The following is a 14762-nucleotide window of genomic DNA, read 5'->3' as shown; positions in this document are numbered from 1 at the left end:
ACCAGTGACTGAGCTGCGGATCATGCGAGGCCGGGAGTGGTCGCGCCCGGTCCGGCCGGCGCGGCGGGAGGTGCTCAGCGCCCTTCCCGAGCTGGAGCAGGGGCGGCCGCCGCTGCTCTTCGTACCCGGGTTCGGGCACGGCGCGTGGGCGTTCGCCGAGCACTGGTTGGGTCACGCCGCGTCGCGGGGCTTCCCGGCGTACGCGGTGAGCCTGCGGGGGCACGGTGGCAGCGAGCCGGCGCCGGACGCGACGCTGCGGGCGTACGCCCATGATGTGGTCCAGGTGGCCGCGAGCCTGCCGCGGCAGGCGGTGCTGGTGGGGCACGGCGCCGGGGCCTTGGTGGTGGCGCACGCGTTGGCCCGCTACCCGGCGCGGGGCGCGGTGCTGGTGGCACCCGTCTTCGGTGGTTGGGGAGTGCTGGGTGCGGCGCTGCGCCGGAACCCGGCGGGCACGCTGCCGGCGGTGTTCGGCGGACCGCTGCGGCTCAACCGCGCTCAGTTGTTCAGCCGTGAGTTGCCCGACGAGGAGGCCCGACGGCACGTCGGACGTCTCGGTCGGGCGGGCCGCCGGGCGCAGTGGGCGCTGCTGGGCGAGCCGGAGGCCGAGCCGGCCGTGGGCTCGCCTCCGGTGCTGGTGCTGGGCAGCCCGGACGACCGGGTGCTGCCGGCGTCGACGTTGACCCGGGTGGCCCGCCGGTACGGTTCGGCCCCGCTGCTCTTCCCCGGGATGGGCCACGACCTGATGCTGGACGCGCGGTGGGCGGAGCCGATCGACGCGATCCTGGACTGGCTGGAGAAGGAGCCCGCGGCGGCACACTGAGCCGTCGGGCGCGCCGCTGCGGCCCCGTCGGTCAGCCGCCGGCCTGGTGGGTGGCCGGGCTGGCGGTCGGGGCGGTGGCGGGTCGCGGCACCCGAGCCACGCCGTCGGGGTTGGTGTCGGTGCTGGACAGGCGACCGACCAGGGCGCCGCCCTCGTCCAGGGCCCGGAGGTAGGAGCGGGCCCACGCCCGGATGTCGTGCTCGTGCAGGTGGGCGCGCATGGCCCGCATCCGTTGGGTGACGTCGGCCGGGCTGGCCCGCAGCGCCGCGCGGAGGCCCTGCTTGAGCCCTTCCAGGTCGTGCGGGTTGACCAGGTACGCCTGGGACAGCTCCGCGGCGGTGCCGGCGAACTCGCTGAGCAGCAGGGCGCCGGTGTCGTCCACGCGGGCGGCCACGTACTCCTTGGCGACCAGGTTCATCCCGTCGCGCAGCGGGGTCACCGCCATCACGTCGGCGACCCGGTAGAGCGCGGCCAGCTCGGCCCGGTCGAAGGGCTGGGTGAGGTAGTGGATCGCCGGCTCGCCGACCCGGCCGAACTCGCCGTTGATCCGGCCCACCTCGCGCTCGATGCGCTCACGCAGGATCTGGTATTGGCCGACGCGTTCCCGGCTCGGCATCGCAACCTGCACCAGCACCGTGTCGCGGACCTTGACGTCGCCGGTGGCGAGCAGTTCGCTGTATGCCTTGAGGCGCTGCTCGATGCCCTTGGTGTAGTCCATCCGGTCCACGCTGAGGATGACCTGCCGCGGGTCGCCGAGATCCTGCCGGAGCCGGCGGGCCCGAGCGGCCACGTCGGGGCGGGCGGCGAGCGCGCCCATCTCGGCGGTGTCGATGGAGACCGGGAACGCGCCGATGCGGACGACCCGGTCGTCGATGCCGATCCGGCGGTCGGTGGCCGGCAACTCCAGCACCCTGGTCACGAGCTGAGCGAAGTTGTGCGCCGCCTGCACGCGCTGAAAGCCGACCAGGTCGGCGCCGAGCATGCCGCGCAGCAACTCGGCTCGGCGGGGCAGCTGCATGAACAGCTCCGGCGGTGGGAACGGCACGTGCAGGAAGAACCCGATGCGCAGGTCGGGGCGGAGCGCGCGGAGCATGCCGGGGACCAGCTGCAGGTGGTAATCCTGCACCCAGACCACCCCGCCCGGCTCCGCCACCTCGGCGGTCGCCTCGGCGAAGCGCTGGTTGACCCGCTGGTAAGCCTCCCACCAGCGACGGTGATGCTGTGGCTGCTCCACGGCGTCGTGGTAGAGCGGCCAGAGGGTGGCGTTGGCGAACCCTTCGTAGTGGTCGCGCAGGTCCTCCGGGGTGAGCGCGACGGTGTGCATCCGGACGCCGTCCACGTCCGGCAGCGCGGGGGCCGGGCCGGTGCCGCCGGCCCAGCCGACCCAGGTCGCCGGGGTGTGCCGCAGAAGTGGGTGCAGCGCGCTGACCAGCCCACCGGGACTGCGTCGCCACTCGCAGGCCCCGTCCGGGGCCTGACTGTCGTCGATGGGGAGGCGGTTGGCCACCACCACGAGGGAACTCTGTCGCATCTCGGGCATTCCGATCAGCAGAGACTGACCGCCGCGAGCAAGGGAAAACCGGTCAGTCAGCGGGGGAAGTGACGTACAGCGGTATTCCTACTGACAGTAAGTTACACCACTGTTACGGCGTCGGCGGGCCGGTGCTGTCCCGGGATGCGGGCCGGAGGTCAGACGACGGCGCCGTTGTCCGGGTCGTCCTCGTCCTCGTCGCCGGGGCGAAGCCGCCAGATCAGCGTGACGAAACCGGCCAGGATGCCGGTGAACCCGAACAGGGTGACCGCCGACCTGTCGATCGGAAGCAGCCAGGGGAAGAGGAAGAGCATGAACCCGACGACCACCCCGAGCACGCCGATCACCGCGTACTTGCTGAACTGGGGGAGCGGCGGCGGCGGGGGCGGGTGGTAACCCTCGTCGTCGTCCTCGTCGTCGGGCAGGTCGGCGCCGAAGGTGTCCAGCCCGTCCAGGAGTGACGGCTCGTCCGGCCGGGTGCCGCGCCCCACCGAGATTCCCGAGATGTCGGTCGCGGACGGCAGCCGGCGCACGTCGGTGGCGGTCGGACCCGGCTCGTCGGCTCCGGAGCGGGCCAGCGGGCCGGCGGCCGACTCGTCGCGGGCGTCCCGTTCGTCCACGTTCTCCGAGGCCGGCCACGGGTGCTCGTCAGTCGTCGGGGTGGTGTGGAAGCCGGCGACGATGCGCGCCCACTCGGCGTCGATGTCCGGTTCGTCGCGGGCTGGCGGCTGCTCCGGAGTGGTCTCGTCGGCGAGCTGGGTCAGGTAGTCCCGTGCGGTGGTCAGGTGCGAACGGTCGACGTAGAGCCGGTCGACCGGCCGGGCCGGAACGGTGGTCGTGCGGGTGACCGGGTTGAGGTCGGCGGAGGGCTGCAGGTAGGCGGCGATCCCGCCAGCGGCCAGCACGTCGAGCAGGTGCTCACCGACGCGCGGATCGACGTCGCCGACGACGGCGTACTCGTTCGCGTCGAGCCCGTTGTCCCGCCGTCCCCGGCGGGCCCCACCCGCTGACACCCGGACATCCCCCTTAACGCGCCTTCCGGCGCGGCCACTCTGCCCCTCGACGCCCGTCCGCACGCCGTGCTCTGAATCGTGACACGTCAGGGCATGGTTCCGGGAGTGCGTTGTGTCGCGTCTTCCAAAGTCACGGCTGCTGCCGCAGGTCACAGCAGGGCTCCTTTGTCCGTTCTTGCGCGACAAGTGCGATCTGTTCTGATGGCGATTCGGGTGGTGCGTGCGGTGGTCGACGGTGACGTGGGTGATCCTCTGTCCGTGGCTCAGCACGCCACCGCCGGCCCGGTCGGGCTGATCGGCCGACCGGCCAGGGCGAGCAGGCCGGGGGCGTCGTTGCGCAACGCGAAGGTGCGTACCTCCGCGCGGATCGTCCGTGCGCCCGCCGGATCGCCGGCGCGGGTCAGCTCCGCCGCCGCGAGCGCGAGCGCCAACACCCGGTCGCTGACGTCGGGGATCCGCCCGTAGGTCTCGGCGGCGGCCAGGTGCAGCTCGGCGGAGCGTCGGTGGTCACCGTCCGCCGCGGCCAGGGCCGCCGTCACGGTCCGCAACGCCGCCTCCGACCAGGGCGTGCGGTGCCCGACCCGGCCCAGCATCGTGCGGACCCGCACCGCCGCGTCCCGACCGCTCAGGGCTGCGGCGTACGCGGCCGCGGCGATCCACTCGCCGCTGGCCAGGGCCGGCACCGCCGACCAACACCCGTCCAGCTCCTCGATCAGCTTCGCCGCCTCGTCGTCGCGCCCCTGCAACGCCCGACACAACGCGGCCATGCTCAGCATCGTCCAGAGCAGCCGGTGGAACCCGCTGCGCCGCGCGGTGTCCAACGCATCGGTCAGGTCGTTCGGATCCTCGTCGTCGCGCAGCACCAGCAGACAGCAGCGCAACCCGCGCACCTGCATGTCCCAACTCCCGGTGGGCGTGTCCACGAATGCCTCCGCCGCCGCGAGGAGCCGGCCGAAGTCGCCGTCGAACCAGGCGCGCATCGCCTCCGCCGAATAGCTGGTCGTCAGGGTCTGACCGCTGGCGGTCCGCGCCGGCGCGGCCGAGAGCAGGGCGTCGGACCGCAGCCAGTCGCCCTCCTCCCGGATCGCCCAGGCAAGGTTCTGGGTGGCCCGGGGCAGCGCCAGCAGTTGACCGGCGCGGGCGAACTCGACGATCGCGTGCAGCTCGTCCAGCCCGACCCGGTCCCCGGACTGGTAGCGGGCGGTGGCCGCGGTGATCCGGGCGTTGGTGCGGGTCTCGGTCAGGCCCAACCGCTCGGCGATCTCCGCCGCCGTGTCCGCCGCCGCGACGGCCGGGTCCCGCTCGTAGTTGAGCATGTGCAGCCGGCCCACCTCGGCGTACGCGTCCGCCTTCTGCGGGGTGTCCGGTAGTGGCTCGAACAACTCCACCGCGCGGTCCAGGCAGGCCAACGCGTCGCTGCTGTCGGCCCGCAGCCAGGCGGCCTGGCCGAGCAGCGTCCACGCCCGGGCGGCACAGGCGTTGTCGCCGTGCGACAGCAGCCGGTCGGCGAGCGTGTGCACCTGCTCCGCGCCGCCCCCGGAGAGGAACGCGTTGCCGTCCCGGTAGAACGAGATCTCCGTGCTCAACAGCTCCAACTGGAGTCGGCCCACCGGGTCGCTGTCGTCGGCCAGGCCGAGTGCCCGGCCCGCGTGGCTGGCCGCCGCGTCCAACCCGTGCAGCGCGTACGCCCGTCGGGCCGCTCGGTGCAGCGCCTGCCGTGCCGGGCCGGCGTAGCGCCGCACCTGCATGCCCAGCGAACGGGCGATCTCGTGCGCCGCCCAACGGTGGTGGGCGAGCACCTCGGCCAGGTCCGTGTCGCGGGAGTGCGACAGCGCGTCGAGCCAGTCGGCGGCCCGCTCGTGCCGGGCCACCCGCTCGGTGCGCGGCAACCGCTGGTAGCAGACGTCGCGGACCAGCACGTGGCGGAACCGGAACTCCGCCTGCCCGGCCATCGTCGACGCGGCCTGCTCGTGCACGAAGTCGCGCTGTTCGAGTCGGCGCAGCGAACGCTCGACCGACTCGACCTGTTGCCCGAGCGCGGCGGCGACCGCGCCGGGCCAGAACTGCACCCCGACCACCGATGCGGCCAGCAGCACCGCGCGGTCGTTGGCGTCCAGCAGGTCCACCCGGTTGGCGATCACCGCGTGCACGCTCTCCGGCATGGTCAGCTCAAGCTGCTTGTCCAGCGACCACCCCCGCCCCGACTGACGCAGCGCCCCCTGCTCGATCAGCATCCGGACGTACTCGTGCGCGTAGAGCGGGTTGCCGCCGGCCACCTCGATCAGCGGGGTCAGCATGTCGGCGGAGAAGGCCGCCTGGCCGAACAGGTGCGCGTACAGGGCGGCGATGCCGGTGTCGCGCAGTGGAGGCAGGGTGATGGTCACCGAGCCGGTGATCGTCCCGGCCCAGCTCGGGTCCCTGTCGACCAGCTCCGGGCGGGCGGTGCAGAGCAGCAGCAGCGGCACGTCGCGGGCTGCGGCCCCGAGCAGCTCCACGAAACGCAGCATCGCGTCGTCGGCCCAGTGCAGGTCCTCGAAGACCAGCACTGTGGGACGCCGGGTGGCCAGCGCCAGCAGGAAGCGACGCCACGCCGACTCCGCCTCCTCGGCCGGCAGCGGCGTGCCGGGCAGCCCGACCAGCGGGCGCAGCGCGTCCACCACCCGGTCCCGTTCGCCCGGGCCGATCAGCTCGCCCACGGCGGCGGCCAACCGCTGCGCGGCGCTGCCCGCCGGGTCGGTGTCGAGGATGCCGGCCTCGGACTTCACGATGTCGGCGAGCGCCGCGAAGGTGACGTTCTCCCCGAACGGCGGGCAGCGCCCGGTGCGCCAGGTCAGCGGCTCGTCGACCAGCCGGCCGGTGTGCCGGTAGAGCTCCCGCAGCAGGCGGCTCTTGCCGATGCCGGCCCGGCCGAAGATGGTGACCACCTGCGGTCGCCGGTCGCGCAGCGACCGGTGCAGGGCGTTGACGAGCATCCCCAGCTCGTGTTCCCGGTCGACCAGCGGTGTGGTGTCCGGCTCCCGGTCGGTGGGCTGGCGACGCAGCGGGGAGAGGGCGAGCCACACCTCGGTCGGTGACGACCGCCCGCGCAGGGTGACCGGGGGCTGCTCCTCGTAGCGGATCGCGTCCTTGGTGAGCGCGTGGGTGGTGCCGCAGACCAGCACCCCTCCGGGTGGCGCGACCGACTGCATCCGGGAGGCGGTGTTGACCACGTCGCCGGCCACGATGGCCTGCCCGCCGTCGCGCGCGGCGGCCACGTCGACAAGCGCCTCGCCGGTGGCCACCCCGACCCGGAACCGCAACTCGGTGCTGCCGGTCGGCGCGAACCGGGTGAGCACCCGTTGCAGCTCCAGACCGGCCCGTACGCAGCGCAGCGCGTCGGTCTCGGTGGCGATCGGGGCACCGAAGAGCGCCATCACCGCGTCTCCGATGTACTTCTCCACCACCCCGCCGTACTGACCGACGACCCGACGGGCGGCGGAGAAGAACCCGGTCTGCATCCCACGGACCTGCTCCGGGTCGGTGCGCTCGACGTACGGCGTGAAGTCGATCAGGTCCACGAAGAGCACGCTCACCCGGCGGCGGTCCTCCTGCGGGGTGACCACGGCCGGTCGGTCCGCGCCCGGTCGGGGCGACCCGCAGGACGTGCAGAACGTGACGTCCGAGGCGAGGGGGCGCAGGCAGTGCGGGCACACCGCGCCCAGCTCGGCGCCGCAGCCGCCGCAGAAGCGGTCCCCGTCGGCGGCCGTGCGTCCACAGCGTCCACACTGCGCGGCGATGACATCCCCCCAGAGGTCAACGGGTCGACGCCGATGGCGTGTCCCCTGACCGGGATTATCGCCCCCGTCGGCCGCTGTCAGGTACCGGCCTGTTGGCTTGTGGACAGTCACCGAGGGTGCTGACCGACTAGATTCAGGCGGCCAGATATCGATCAGGGACCAGAGGGGGACAGGTCAATGGTGTACGTCAAGCTGGAGAGCGACTGGACCGACGGCAACGGGGTCAGCCACTCCGCAGGTGACTCGGTGGACGTCGACGCCGCCACGCTCGCCACGCTGCAGGCCGAGGGGATCGTCAGCGAGCAGTCCCACGGCCCGGGTGGCGACGGCAAGGGCCCGGACAAGTGGGCCGGGCCGGGCAGCTCCGGGGTGTGATCCCACGCCGATGACGCCGAACGGCCGGGTCTCCCACGGGTGACCCGGCCGTTTCGTGCTGCTCGTGAGGTGTCAGCGGTCGTTCATGCCGGCGCGGCGGCGCAACGCGGCCACATCGGTCACCACGATCCGGCGGCCCTCCGTACGCAGCCAGCCGCGACTGGCGAACGAGCCGATCGCCTGGTTGACGCTCTGCCGGGAACCGCCGGCCATCTCGGCCAGCTGACTCTGGTTGAGCTCGATCGTGATCATCGGTGCCTGGCTCTCGCCGGCCAACCGGACCAGCGTCTTGGCCACCCGACCGGGCAGGTCGAGGAAGACGTGGTCGGCGTTCTGCTCGGTGAGCCGGCGAATCAGCCCGCCCAGCGAGCGCATCACCGCGTCCAGGATGCGAGGGTTGGAGTGCACCAGCTCCATGAACGCGCCCCGGGAGAGCGCCAGCGCGGCGCAGTCCTCAATGGCCTCCGCCGAGGCGGACCGGGTGGACGCGTCGAGCAGGGAAACCTCGCCGAGCACGTCCGGTGGTCGGATGACCGACAACACCGCCCGCTCGCCGGTGGGCGCGGTCCGAAAGACGGCCACCGCGCCGCGGCGCAGCACGATCAGTGATTCGCCGGGGTCGTTCTCCACGAAGAGCAGTTGGCCTTTGCGGTAGGTGCGTGGGACGGCGGCGGCGATGACACGCTGCCGTACCTCAGGCTCCAACCCGGCGAACATCTCGACACCCGTGAGCGCGTCACCCGGCTCCGGCAGGCGCATCTCCACGGCCCAACCCCTCCCCGGTCATGGACCACAAACTCGCTCACCGGGTGAACCTGATGGCCCTGACAAGGTGAACTGACACCGATTCGGCGTCCGGTAGCGGTACACATCAGATCATGACGGTCCGGTCGCTTGCTGTACACCCCTCGAAGCTTTTCCGTGACCGTCGCGAGCTGCGGCGTACCCGTTTTGGAGCTGCCGATCCGGCCTCGGCACCCGGGTGACCGCCAGCGCCGGGGCGGACCCCCGCCGGGAGCGGCTCCGCGGCGGTGGGCGAGGATGGCCGGAATGGTCTACCGCTACTTCTACGACTGCGAGTTCATCGAGGACGGCACCACCGTCGACCTCGTCTCGATCGGTGTCGTCGACGAGTACGGCCGCGAGTTCTACGCGGTCTCCACCGAGTTCGACGACTCCCGCGCCGTGCCCTGGGTCCGGCGCAACGTGCTGGACAAGCTGCCCTCCCCGGCGGACCGGGCCTGGCGGTCGCGCGAGCGTATCCGCGACGACCTGTACGACTTCCTGGTCGAACCGATTCGTGACCGGCCGGGCGAGCAGCTGGAGCTGTGGGCCTGGTTCGCCGCGTACGACCATGTGGTGCTCGCGCAGCTCTGGGGTGCGATGCCGGCGCTGCCCCGGGAGATCCCCCGCTACACCAAGGAGTTGCGGCAGCTCTGGGACGACCGTGGTCGGCCGGCCCTGCCCGAGGCGGACGCGGCCCGGCATGACGCTCTCGTCGACGCCCGGCACAATCTGGCCCGCTGGCGGGCGATGACGACCCGCTGAACGCCGGTCGTACCGTCGTAGGTTTGACCGGTTCTGTCCCGGGCATCGGTTCGACGAACCGAAGCGGAGGAGAGTGCCATGAGCAACGAGCCGACCAACGCCGTCGAGGCCCGCGCCCGGGTCACCGAGCTGGCCCGGGCCGCACGGATCTGCATGCTCACCACGATCGCCCTGGACGGGCGACAGGTGAGCCGGCCGATGGGGCTCCAGGAGGCCGAGTTCGACGGCGACCTCTGGTTCTTCGCCCACTCCGACTCGGCCAAGATCCGTCAGATCCGGGTGAACCCGGAGGTCAACGTCGCCTTCTCCGACCAGAAGCACAACGCCTGGGTGTCGATCTCCGGGACCGCCACCGAGGGGTTCGACCGGGCCCGGGCCGAGCGGCTGTGGAACCCGCTGCTCAAGGCGTGGTTTCCCGACGGGCTGGAGACCCCCGGTCTCACGTTGATCAAGGTGCACGCCAGCTCGGCCGAGTACTGGGACTCGCCGAGCAGCACCGTGGTCAATCTCTTCGGCTACGCGAAGGCGGCGGTCACCGGTCAGCCGCCGAACGCCGGGGAGAACCACGAGGTGACCTTCTGAGCGGCGTCGCCCCGGGGCGCGCTGTCGTCGCACCGGCACGCCGACTACAGTTCGCAGTGACGGCCCGCCCCGGGCCGGCAACGGCGCCGATGGTCTGACCTGACACATACCCTGGGGCATATCGGGCTTTACCTGATGCTCCAGGAGGATGACGGATCATGCGTATCGGCGTGCTCACCGGCGGCGGCGACTGCCCAGGTCTCAACGCGGTCATCCGGGCGGTGGTCCGCAAGGGTGTCGCCACGTACGGTCACGAGTTCGTGGGCTTCCGGGACGGCTGGAAGGGCCCCCTGGAGGGTCTGTCCCGCCCCCTGGACATCGCTGACGTCCGCGGCATCCTGCCCCGCGGCGGCACCATCCTCGGCTCGTCCCGGACCAACCCGTTCAAGATCGAGAACGGCGTCGAGCGGATCAAGGACAACCTCGCCGCCCAGGGCGTGGACGCGCTCATCGCGATCGGCGGCGAGGACACCCTCGGCGTGGCCACCAAGCTCTACGAGCTGGGCGTGCACGTGGTCGGCGTGCCAAAGACGATCGACAACGACCTCGGCGCCACCGACTACACCTTCGGCTTCGACACCGCTGTCAACATCGCGATGGAGGCCATCGACCGCCTGCACACCACTGCGGAGAGCCACCACCGCACCCTGGTCGTCGAGGTGATGGGCCGGCACGCCGGCTGGATCGCCCTGCACGCCGGTCTGGCCGGCGGCGCCAACGTGATCCTGCTGCCCGAGCGGCAGTTCGACGTGGAGCAGGTGGCTGGCTACGTCGAGAAGCGCTTCCAGCACCAGTACGCCCCCATCGTGGTCGTCGCCGAGGGCGCCCAGCCGCTGGACGGCCAGATGGTCCTCGCCAACCAGGAACTGGACTCGTTCGGTCACGTCCGCCTCGGCGGCATCGGCCAGTGGCTCGCCGAGCAGCTGGAGGCCAAGACCGGCAAGGAGGCCCGCACCGTGGTGCTGGGCCACATCCAGCGCGGTGGCACCCCGACCGCCTTCGACCGGGTGCTCGCCACCCGCCTGGGCCTGCAGGCCATCGACGCCGTCAACGACGGCGACTGGGGCAAGATGGTCGCGATGCAGAGCACCGACATCGTCCGGGTGCCCCTCGCGGAGGCCACCCGCGAGCTGAAGACCGTGCCGCTGGAGCGGTACGCCGAGGCTGAGGTGTTCTTCGGCAGCTGATCGACGGTAGGCGGCGCGGCGGGCCTGCGGGTCCGCCGCGCCGCGACCCGATGCGGCGCGGCTGACCTGCGGGTCCGCCGCGCCGCGACCCGACGCGAGAGGGGTACGGCCGAGATGTCAGCCGGGGTGCACACGGTCGCGGTGATCGGCGCGGGCAAGATCGGTGAGCTGATGCTCTCCGGGCTGCTGCGCTCGGGATGGCCGGTGGACCGGCTGCTGGCAACCGCCCGCAGACCGGCCCGCGCCGAGGAGCTGACCGCCCGCTACGGCGTACGGGTCGTCGACAACCTCACGGCGGTGGACGAGGCAGCGGTGCTCGCGGTCTCGGTGAAGCCACAGGACGCCGCCGCGCTGCTCGACGAGATCGGCCCCAAGGTGCCGGCCGACAAGCTCGTCATCTCGCTCTGCGCCGGCCTGCCCACCAGCTTCTTCAACCGCCGGCTGCCCGACGGCACCCCCGTGGTCCGGGTGATGACCAACACCCCGGCCCTGGTCGACGAGGCGATGACCGCGATCTCGGCCGGCGCGTACGCCACCGGGGCGCACCTGGCGTTGGCCGAGGAGATGTTCAAGCCCCTCGGCCAGACGATCCGGGTGCCCGAGTCGCAGCAGGACGCGGTCACCGCGCTCTCCGGCTCCGGCCCGGCCTACTTCTACCTCCTGGTCGAGGCCATGATCGACGCCGGCATCCTGCTCGGCCTGCCGCGGCAGGTCGCCCACGAGCTGATCGTGCAGACCGCGATCGGTTCCGCGGTGATGCTGCGTGACTCGGGCGAGCACCCGGTCAAGCTGCGCGAGGCGGTCACCTCACCGGCCGGCACCACCATCTCCGCGATCCGCGAGTTGGAGAAGCACGGCGTACGCGCCGCGATGCTCGCCGCACTGGAAGCTGCCCGCGATCGTGCCCGCGAGCTGGCGGCACAGGCCGACTGAGCATTCCGGGCCCGTCCGGGAGCCGGGCGTGCCGCATACTGGCGCGGTGTTCACACTTGCCCAGGCCCGGCACCTGGTGGCCACCCTCCAGCCGCGCGTCAACGAGCTGATCCGGGTCCGGGCCGACCTGGCCGAGCTGCGCGCCGACCTGGCCGACCACGGCGTCAGCGCGCTCGGCGGGCTGGCCGAGGTCAAGGGGCTGGAGGCCCGGCTGCACGCCGTCGTCGACGAGCTGCACCAGCACGACATCCAGGTCAAGGGCATCGCTCCGGTGCTGCTCGACTTCCCCGGCGAGCGCGCCGGCCGCGCCGTGCTCTGGTGCTGGCTGGAGGGCGACTCCGACGTGCGCTGGTACCACCGGGCCGAGTGCGGCTTCGCCGGCCGCCGCCCCCTCTGACCCATCCCACCAGCCCCGCCCCGTCCCGCCCCGTCCCGCCCCGCCTCGCGCTTGATCGACTCGGGATCATGAGAGCCGGGATGTCCGGGTGGGGTGGACACCCCGATTTCCTTGAACCCGAGTCGATCAAGCTTCGGTCACCGCGAAAACCACGATGTTGTCCCGGTAGTGCCTGCTGCGCCGGTCGAAGTCACCTCCGCAGGTGACCAGCCGCAGCTCCGCGCCGGGCGTCGGCCCGTAGACCGCTGCGGTCGGGAACTGGTCCTTGCGCGCACGGATCGACCCGGTCACCCGGAACGACAGCCATTGCCCGCCGCGCCACACGTCGACCCGGTCGCCGGGCCGCAGTTCGTCGAGCCGGGCGAAGACCGCCGGGCCACGCCGCGAGTCCAGGTGGCCGGCGAGCACGGCGGGGCCGGTGTCGCCGGGGGCCGGGCCACCGCCGTACCAGCCGGCGGTGTCGAAGTCGGTCGGCGGGACCAGTGCACCGCTGCGGTCGAGGCCCAGCACCGTGAGCGTGGAGTCGACGCCGATGCGCGGTACGCGTACCCGCGTGGGTGGACCCTGTGCCGTGGGCGCGGCGGCCACCGACGGGCAGTCGTCGGTGCAGCCGGGGTGCCAGGTCGCGGCCGGGGGCGCCGGGCCGGTGGTGGCCAGCCCGACCCCGGTGCCGGCGGCCAGGCAGACCGCCGCGCCGGCCGCGACCAGCCCGACCAGCGGCACCCGGCGGTCGCGGTGCCGCCGGATCGACGGGTCGGGCCCGGTGGTCACCAGGTGGTGCGCCGCCGCCGGCGCCACATCAGCAGGACCACCGCGACGGCCGCCGCGGCCAACCCGCCGGCCACCAGGGGGTACGCCCCGAGGCCGGTCCTGGCGGTGCCGCCAGCGCCGGTGTCCACCCCGCCGGCGGGAACGACGGTGCCGCCCTCGGCGTCGCGGCGCAGCTCGGCGGTCAGCCCGCCCTGCTTCGCGTCGAGCACCAGCAGTGAGTAGACCGCCCCGCCCACGAGCCGCACCTCGGCGTCGGTGCTCGGCCCACCGGCACCCGTCAGCCGCAGGCGCCAACTGCCCGGGTCGACCTGCTGGTATGCGGTCGTGGTCGCGAACTGCACACCGTCGGCGATCATCGGCCCGTCGGCGGCGGCCACGTCCAGCACCGGGGTACGCACGGAAGCCTGCACGACGCGCACCTTGGCGCGGCCCTGGGTGGGGGCGCTGAGGTCGTCGTTGAGCACCCGCAGCCCCAGGTCCGCGTGTCGGCCGACACCCGCCACCGTGTACGCGTCGCCGCTGGCCACCGCGACCTCGGTGGTGAGCACCGGGGGATCGCTGGCGGGGGCGCCGGCCTCGCGCATCGCCACCGCGTACCGCCCGGGTGCGAGTTCCAGGTAGTCGGAGACCACGCCGTAGCCGACCCCGGGGAAGACCCGGGGTTTCGTGGAGTCCGGCGCGGCCAGGTAGACGTCGACGGCGGGGGTGTCGGGGGAGAGATGGGCCAGCCGGACGTAGCCGACGGTGTCCGTGCCGGTCGCGGCACCGGCCGGAACCGGGACGCCGGTGGCAGCGAGAGCGGTGGTGATCAGGAGCGCGCCGGAGCCGGCCAACAGCCGGCGGGGAAGGGTACGGAGCGTGTGCATGTCGCCTCCGGAAGCACTTTCGGTGAGCGGGCGGCAACCCAGAGAACAGGGTCCCGTGCGCGGGACTGCAACGCAAGTTGCGAAGAGATGTTTCTCGCCGTGTCCCCGTCGCTGTCCCGCCGCCGCCCCCGCCCGCACCCCCTCGCCCCGCACCCCCTCGCAAGATCCGCGCAACTTCGGCGAAACTGCTGCCTCGTTCCGTGCTGAGGCAGCAACTTCCCCGAACCTGCGCGGATCTTGGCTCTTTGAGGTGGGCGCGCGGGGGCGACCTGTCGTCACCCCTCTCGGACGGCGAGGAGACCCAACAGGTCGGGGACTCCTCCTGGGCCTGCCTCGGCGACCCGGAGCAGCCGGAGACCGGCCGCCACTGTCGCGTTGACCAGGTCGGCGAGAGGGAGGTGCCAGGCGCCGACCCGTACCCGGACGCCGCTGGTGTTCCAACTGTCGAAGCTGCGCGACCGGTCGGCGTATCGCGCGTCGACGACGACGCTCGGATGCCGACCCCAGTCGGCGAACGCGCCCACGAAGCACGGGTGCACGCCCACGTGCACGAAGCGACCGCCAGGGCGCAGCACGCGGGCGACCTCGCGCAGCATGGCCGGGTAGTCGGGCATGTCGGTGCTGGCCAGCACGCACATCGCGGCTGGCAGCGACGCGTCGACGAACGGCAGGGCGGTCGCGTCGCCCCGCGTCACCGGCAACCGCCCGCTCGCGTGCCGCAACTGCCCTCCGGACAGGTCCACGCCCATCGGCGTCCAACCCAGACCGGCGGGTACGGTCGCGTGCGCACCGGTGCCGCAGCAGATGTCGAGGCAGACACCCTCGCCTGGGCCGAGCAGGTCCTCCACTGTGGCGTGCACCCGGCGGAGATAGTCACCCCCGCCCGAGATGAAGCCCTCGTACCAGTCCGCGTGGGCGTCGTACGCCGGTGTGCTCGTCGTTCCCATCCCTCGATGCTAGGAA

The 14762-nt window shown here is 72.6% G+C and carries 14 protein-coding genes; 7 read left to right on the top strand and 7 right to left on the bottom strand.

Annotated elements, in window-relative coordinates; all coding sequences use genetic code 11:
* Positions 1-22: 22 nt before the first annotated feature.
* Positions 23-820: an alpha/beta hydrolase gene (locus GA0070619_RS19715; RefSeq protein ID WP_088951915.1), complete on the top strand. Its 798-nt coding sequence runs from the start codon at positions 23-25 to the stop codon at positions 818-820.
* 31 nt (positions 821-851) lie between these two features.
* On the opposite strand, the gene GA0070619_RS19710 is transcribed toward GA0070619_RS19715, so the two are convergent.
* The 3 genes from GA0070619_RS19710 to GA0070619_RS19700 all read right to left on the bottom strand — a co-directional run bounded on the left by GA0070619_RS19710 (position 852) and on the right by GA0070619_RS19700 (position 7251).
* Positions 852-2351 (bottom strand): alpha,alpha-trehalose-phosphate synthase (UDP-forming), encoded by a 1500-nt coding sequence (locus GA0070619_RS19710; protein ID WP_231927111.1) that lies wholly within the window; start codon positions 2349-2351, stop codon positions 852-854.
* 158 nt (positions 2352-2509) lie between these two features.
* Positions 2510-3364: a hypothetical protein gene (locus tag GA0070619_RS19705; RefSeq protein ID WP_088949429.1), complete on the bottom strand. Its 855-nt coding sequence runs from the start codon at positions 3362-3364 to the stop codon at positions 2510-2512.
* 263 nt (positions 3365-3627) lie between these two features.
* Complete coding sequence (locus tag GA0070619_RS19700; protein WP_414855609.1) at positions 3628-7251, bottom strand: ATP-binding protein; 3624 nt, start codon at positions 7249-7251, stop codon at positions 3628-3630.
* A gap of 66 nt (positions 7252-7317) precedes the next feature.
* On the opposite strand from GA0070619_RS19700, the gene GA0070619_RS19695 reads away from it, so the two are divergent.
* The gene (locus GA0070619_RS19695) at positions 7318-7515 is read left to right on the top strand and encodes a hypothetical protein (protein WP_088949427.1); all 198 of its coding nucleotides are present in this window, start codon (positions 7318-7320) and stop codon (positions 7513-7515) included.
* 72 nt (positions 7516-7587) lie between these two features.
* On the opposite strand, the gene GA0070619_RS19690 is transcribed toward GA0070619_RS19695, so the two are convergent.
* Entirely contained in the window at positions 7588-8280 is a 693-nt protein-coding gene (locus GA0070619_RS19690; protein ID WP_007463121.1) for a Crp/Fnr family transcriptional regulator, read from the bottom strand.
* A 285-nt stretch (positions 8281-8565) separates the two neighbouring features.
* Here GA0070619_RS19690 and GA0070619_RS19685 point away from each other — a divergent pair, with 285 nt between their 5' ends.
* From GA0070619_RS19685 to GA0070619_RS19665, 5 genes are all read left to right on the top strand, one after another.
* Positions 8566-9063: a polyadenylate-specific 3'-exoribonuclease AS gene (locus tag GA0070619_RS19685; protein ID WP_088949426.1), complete on the top strand. Its 498-nt coding sequence runs from the start codon at positions 8566-8568 to the stop codon at positions 9061-9063.
* A 78-nt stretch (positions 9064-9141) separates the two neighbouring features.
* Entirely contained in the window at positions 9142-9645 is a 504-nt protein-coding gene (locus GA0070619_RS19680; RefSeq protein WP_088949425.1) for a pyridoxamine 5'-phosphate oxidase family protein, read from the top strand.
* Positions 9646-9803: 158 nt separating this feature from the next.
* The gene (locus GA0070619_RS19675; RefSeq protein WP_088949424.1) at positions 9804-10832 is read left to right on the top strand and encodes a 6-phosphofructokinase; all 1029 of its coding nucleotides are present in this window, start codon (positions 9804-9806) and stop codon (positions 10830-10832) included.
* 114 nt (positions 10833-10946) lie between these two features.
* Complete coding sequence (gene proC / locus GA0070619_RS19670) at positions 10947-11765, top strand: pyrroline-5-carboxylate reductase (protein WP_088949423.1); 819 nt, start codon at positions 10947-10949, stop codon at positions 11763-11765.
* A gap of 46 nt (positions 11766-11811) precedes the next feature.
* Entirely contained in the window at positions 11812-12162 is a 351-nt protein-coding gene (locus GA0070619_RS19665) for a DUF2203 domain-containing protein (RefSeq protein WP_088949422.1), read from the top strand.
* A 126-nt stretch (positions 12163-12288) separates the two neighbouring features.
* Here GA0070619_RS19665 and GA0070619_RS19660 read toward each other — a convergent pair whose 3' ends face one another.
* The 3 genes from GA0070619_RS19660 to GA0070619_RS19650 form a co-directional block, all read right to left on the bottom strand.
* On the bottom strand, positions 12289-12933 hold the full coding sequence (locus tag GA0070619_RS19660; RefSeq protein ID WP_231927110.1) for a class F sortase: 645 nt from the start codon (positions 12931-12933) through the stop codon (positions 12289-12291).
* Positions 12930-13799: a DUF4397 domain-containing protein gene (locus GA0070619_RS19655; protein WP_088949421.1), complete on the bottom strand. Its 870-nt coding sequence runs from the start codon at positions 13797-13799 to the stop codon at positions 12930-12932. The genes GA0070619_RS19660 and GA0070619_RS19655 overlap by 4 nt, the downstream gene beginning before the upstream one ends.
* A 275-nt stretch (positions 13800-14074) precedes the next feature.
* Entirely contained in the window at positions 14075-14746 is a 672-nt protein-coding gene (locus GA0070619_RS19650; RefSeq protein WP_088949420.1) for a class I SAM-dependent methyltransferase, read from the bottom strand.
* Positions 14747-14762: the final 16 nt, after the last annotated feature.

This window comes from Micromonospora zamorensis, assembly GCF_900090275.1.
GTDB classification, from domain to species: Bacteria; Actinomycetota; Actinomycetes; order Mycobacteriales; family Micromonosporaceae; genus Micromonospora; species Micromonospora zamorensis.
The sequence above is the reverse complement of the archived record's forward strand: the minus strand, read 5'-3'. Positions and strand labels throughout refer to the sequence as shown.

Bases quoted from the DNA above. Each gene is read 5' to 3' on its own strand.
- GA0070619_RS19695 (WP_088949427.1), top strand. From the start codon at position 7,318: ATGGTGTACGTCAAGCTGGAGAGCGACTGGACCGACGGCAACGGGGTC.
- GA0070619_RS19680 (WP_088949425.1), top strand. From the start codon at position 9,142: ATGAGCAACGAGCCGACCAACGCCGTCGAGGCCCGCGCCCGGGTCACC.
- GA0070619_RS19710 (WP_231927111.1), bottom strand. From the start codon at position 2,351: ATGCGACAGAGTTCCCTCGTGGTGGTGGCCAACCGCCTCCCCATCGAC.
- GA0070619_RS19675 (WP_088949424.1), top strand. From the start codon at position 9,804: ATGCGTATCGGCGTGCTCACCGGCGGCGGCGACTGCCCAGGTCTCAAC.
- GA0070619_RS19655 (WP_088949421.1), bottom strand. From the start codon at position 13,799: ATGCACACGCTCCGTACCCTTCCCCGCCGGCTGTTGGCCGGCTCCGGC.
- GA0070619_RS19715 (WP_088951915.1), top strand. From the start codon at position 23: ATGCGAGGCCGGGAGTGGTCGCGCCCGGTCCGGCCGGCGCGGCGGGAG.
- proC (WP_088949423.1), top strand. From the start codon at position 10,947: ATGTCAGCCGGGGTGCACACGGTCGCGGTGATCGGCGCGGGCAAGATC.
- GA0070619_RS19650 (WP_088949420.1), bottom strand. From the start codon at position 14,746: ATGGGAACGACGAGCACACCGGCGTACGACGCCCACGCGGACTGGTAC.
- GA0070619_RS19685 (WP_088949426.1), top strand. From the start codon at position 8,566: ATGGTCTACCGCTACTTCTACGACTGCGAGTTCATCGAGGACGGCACC.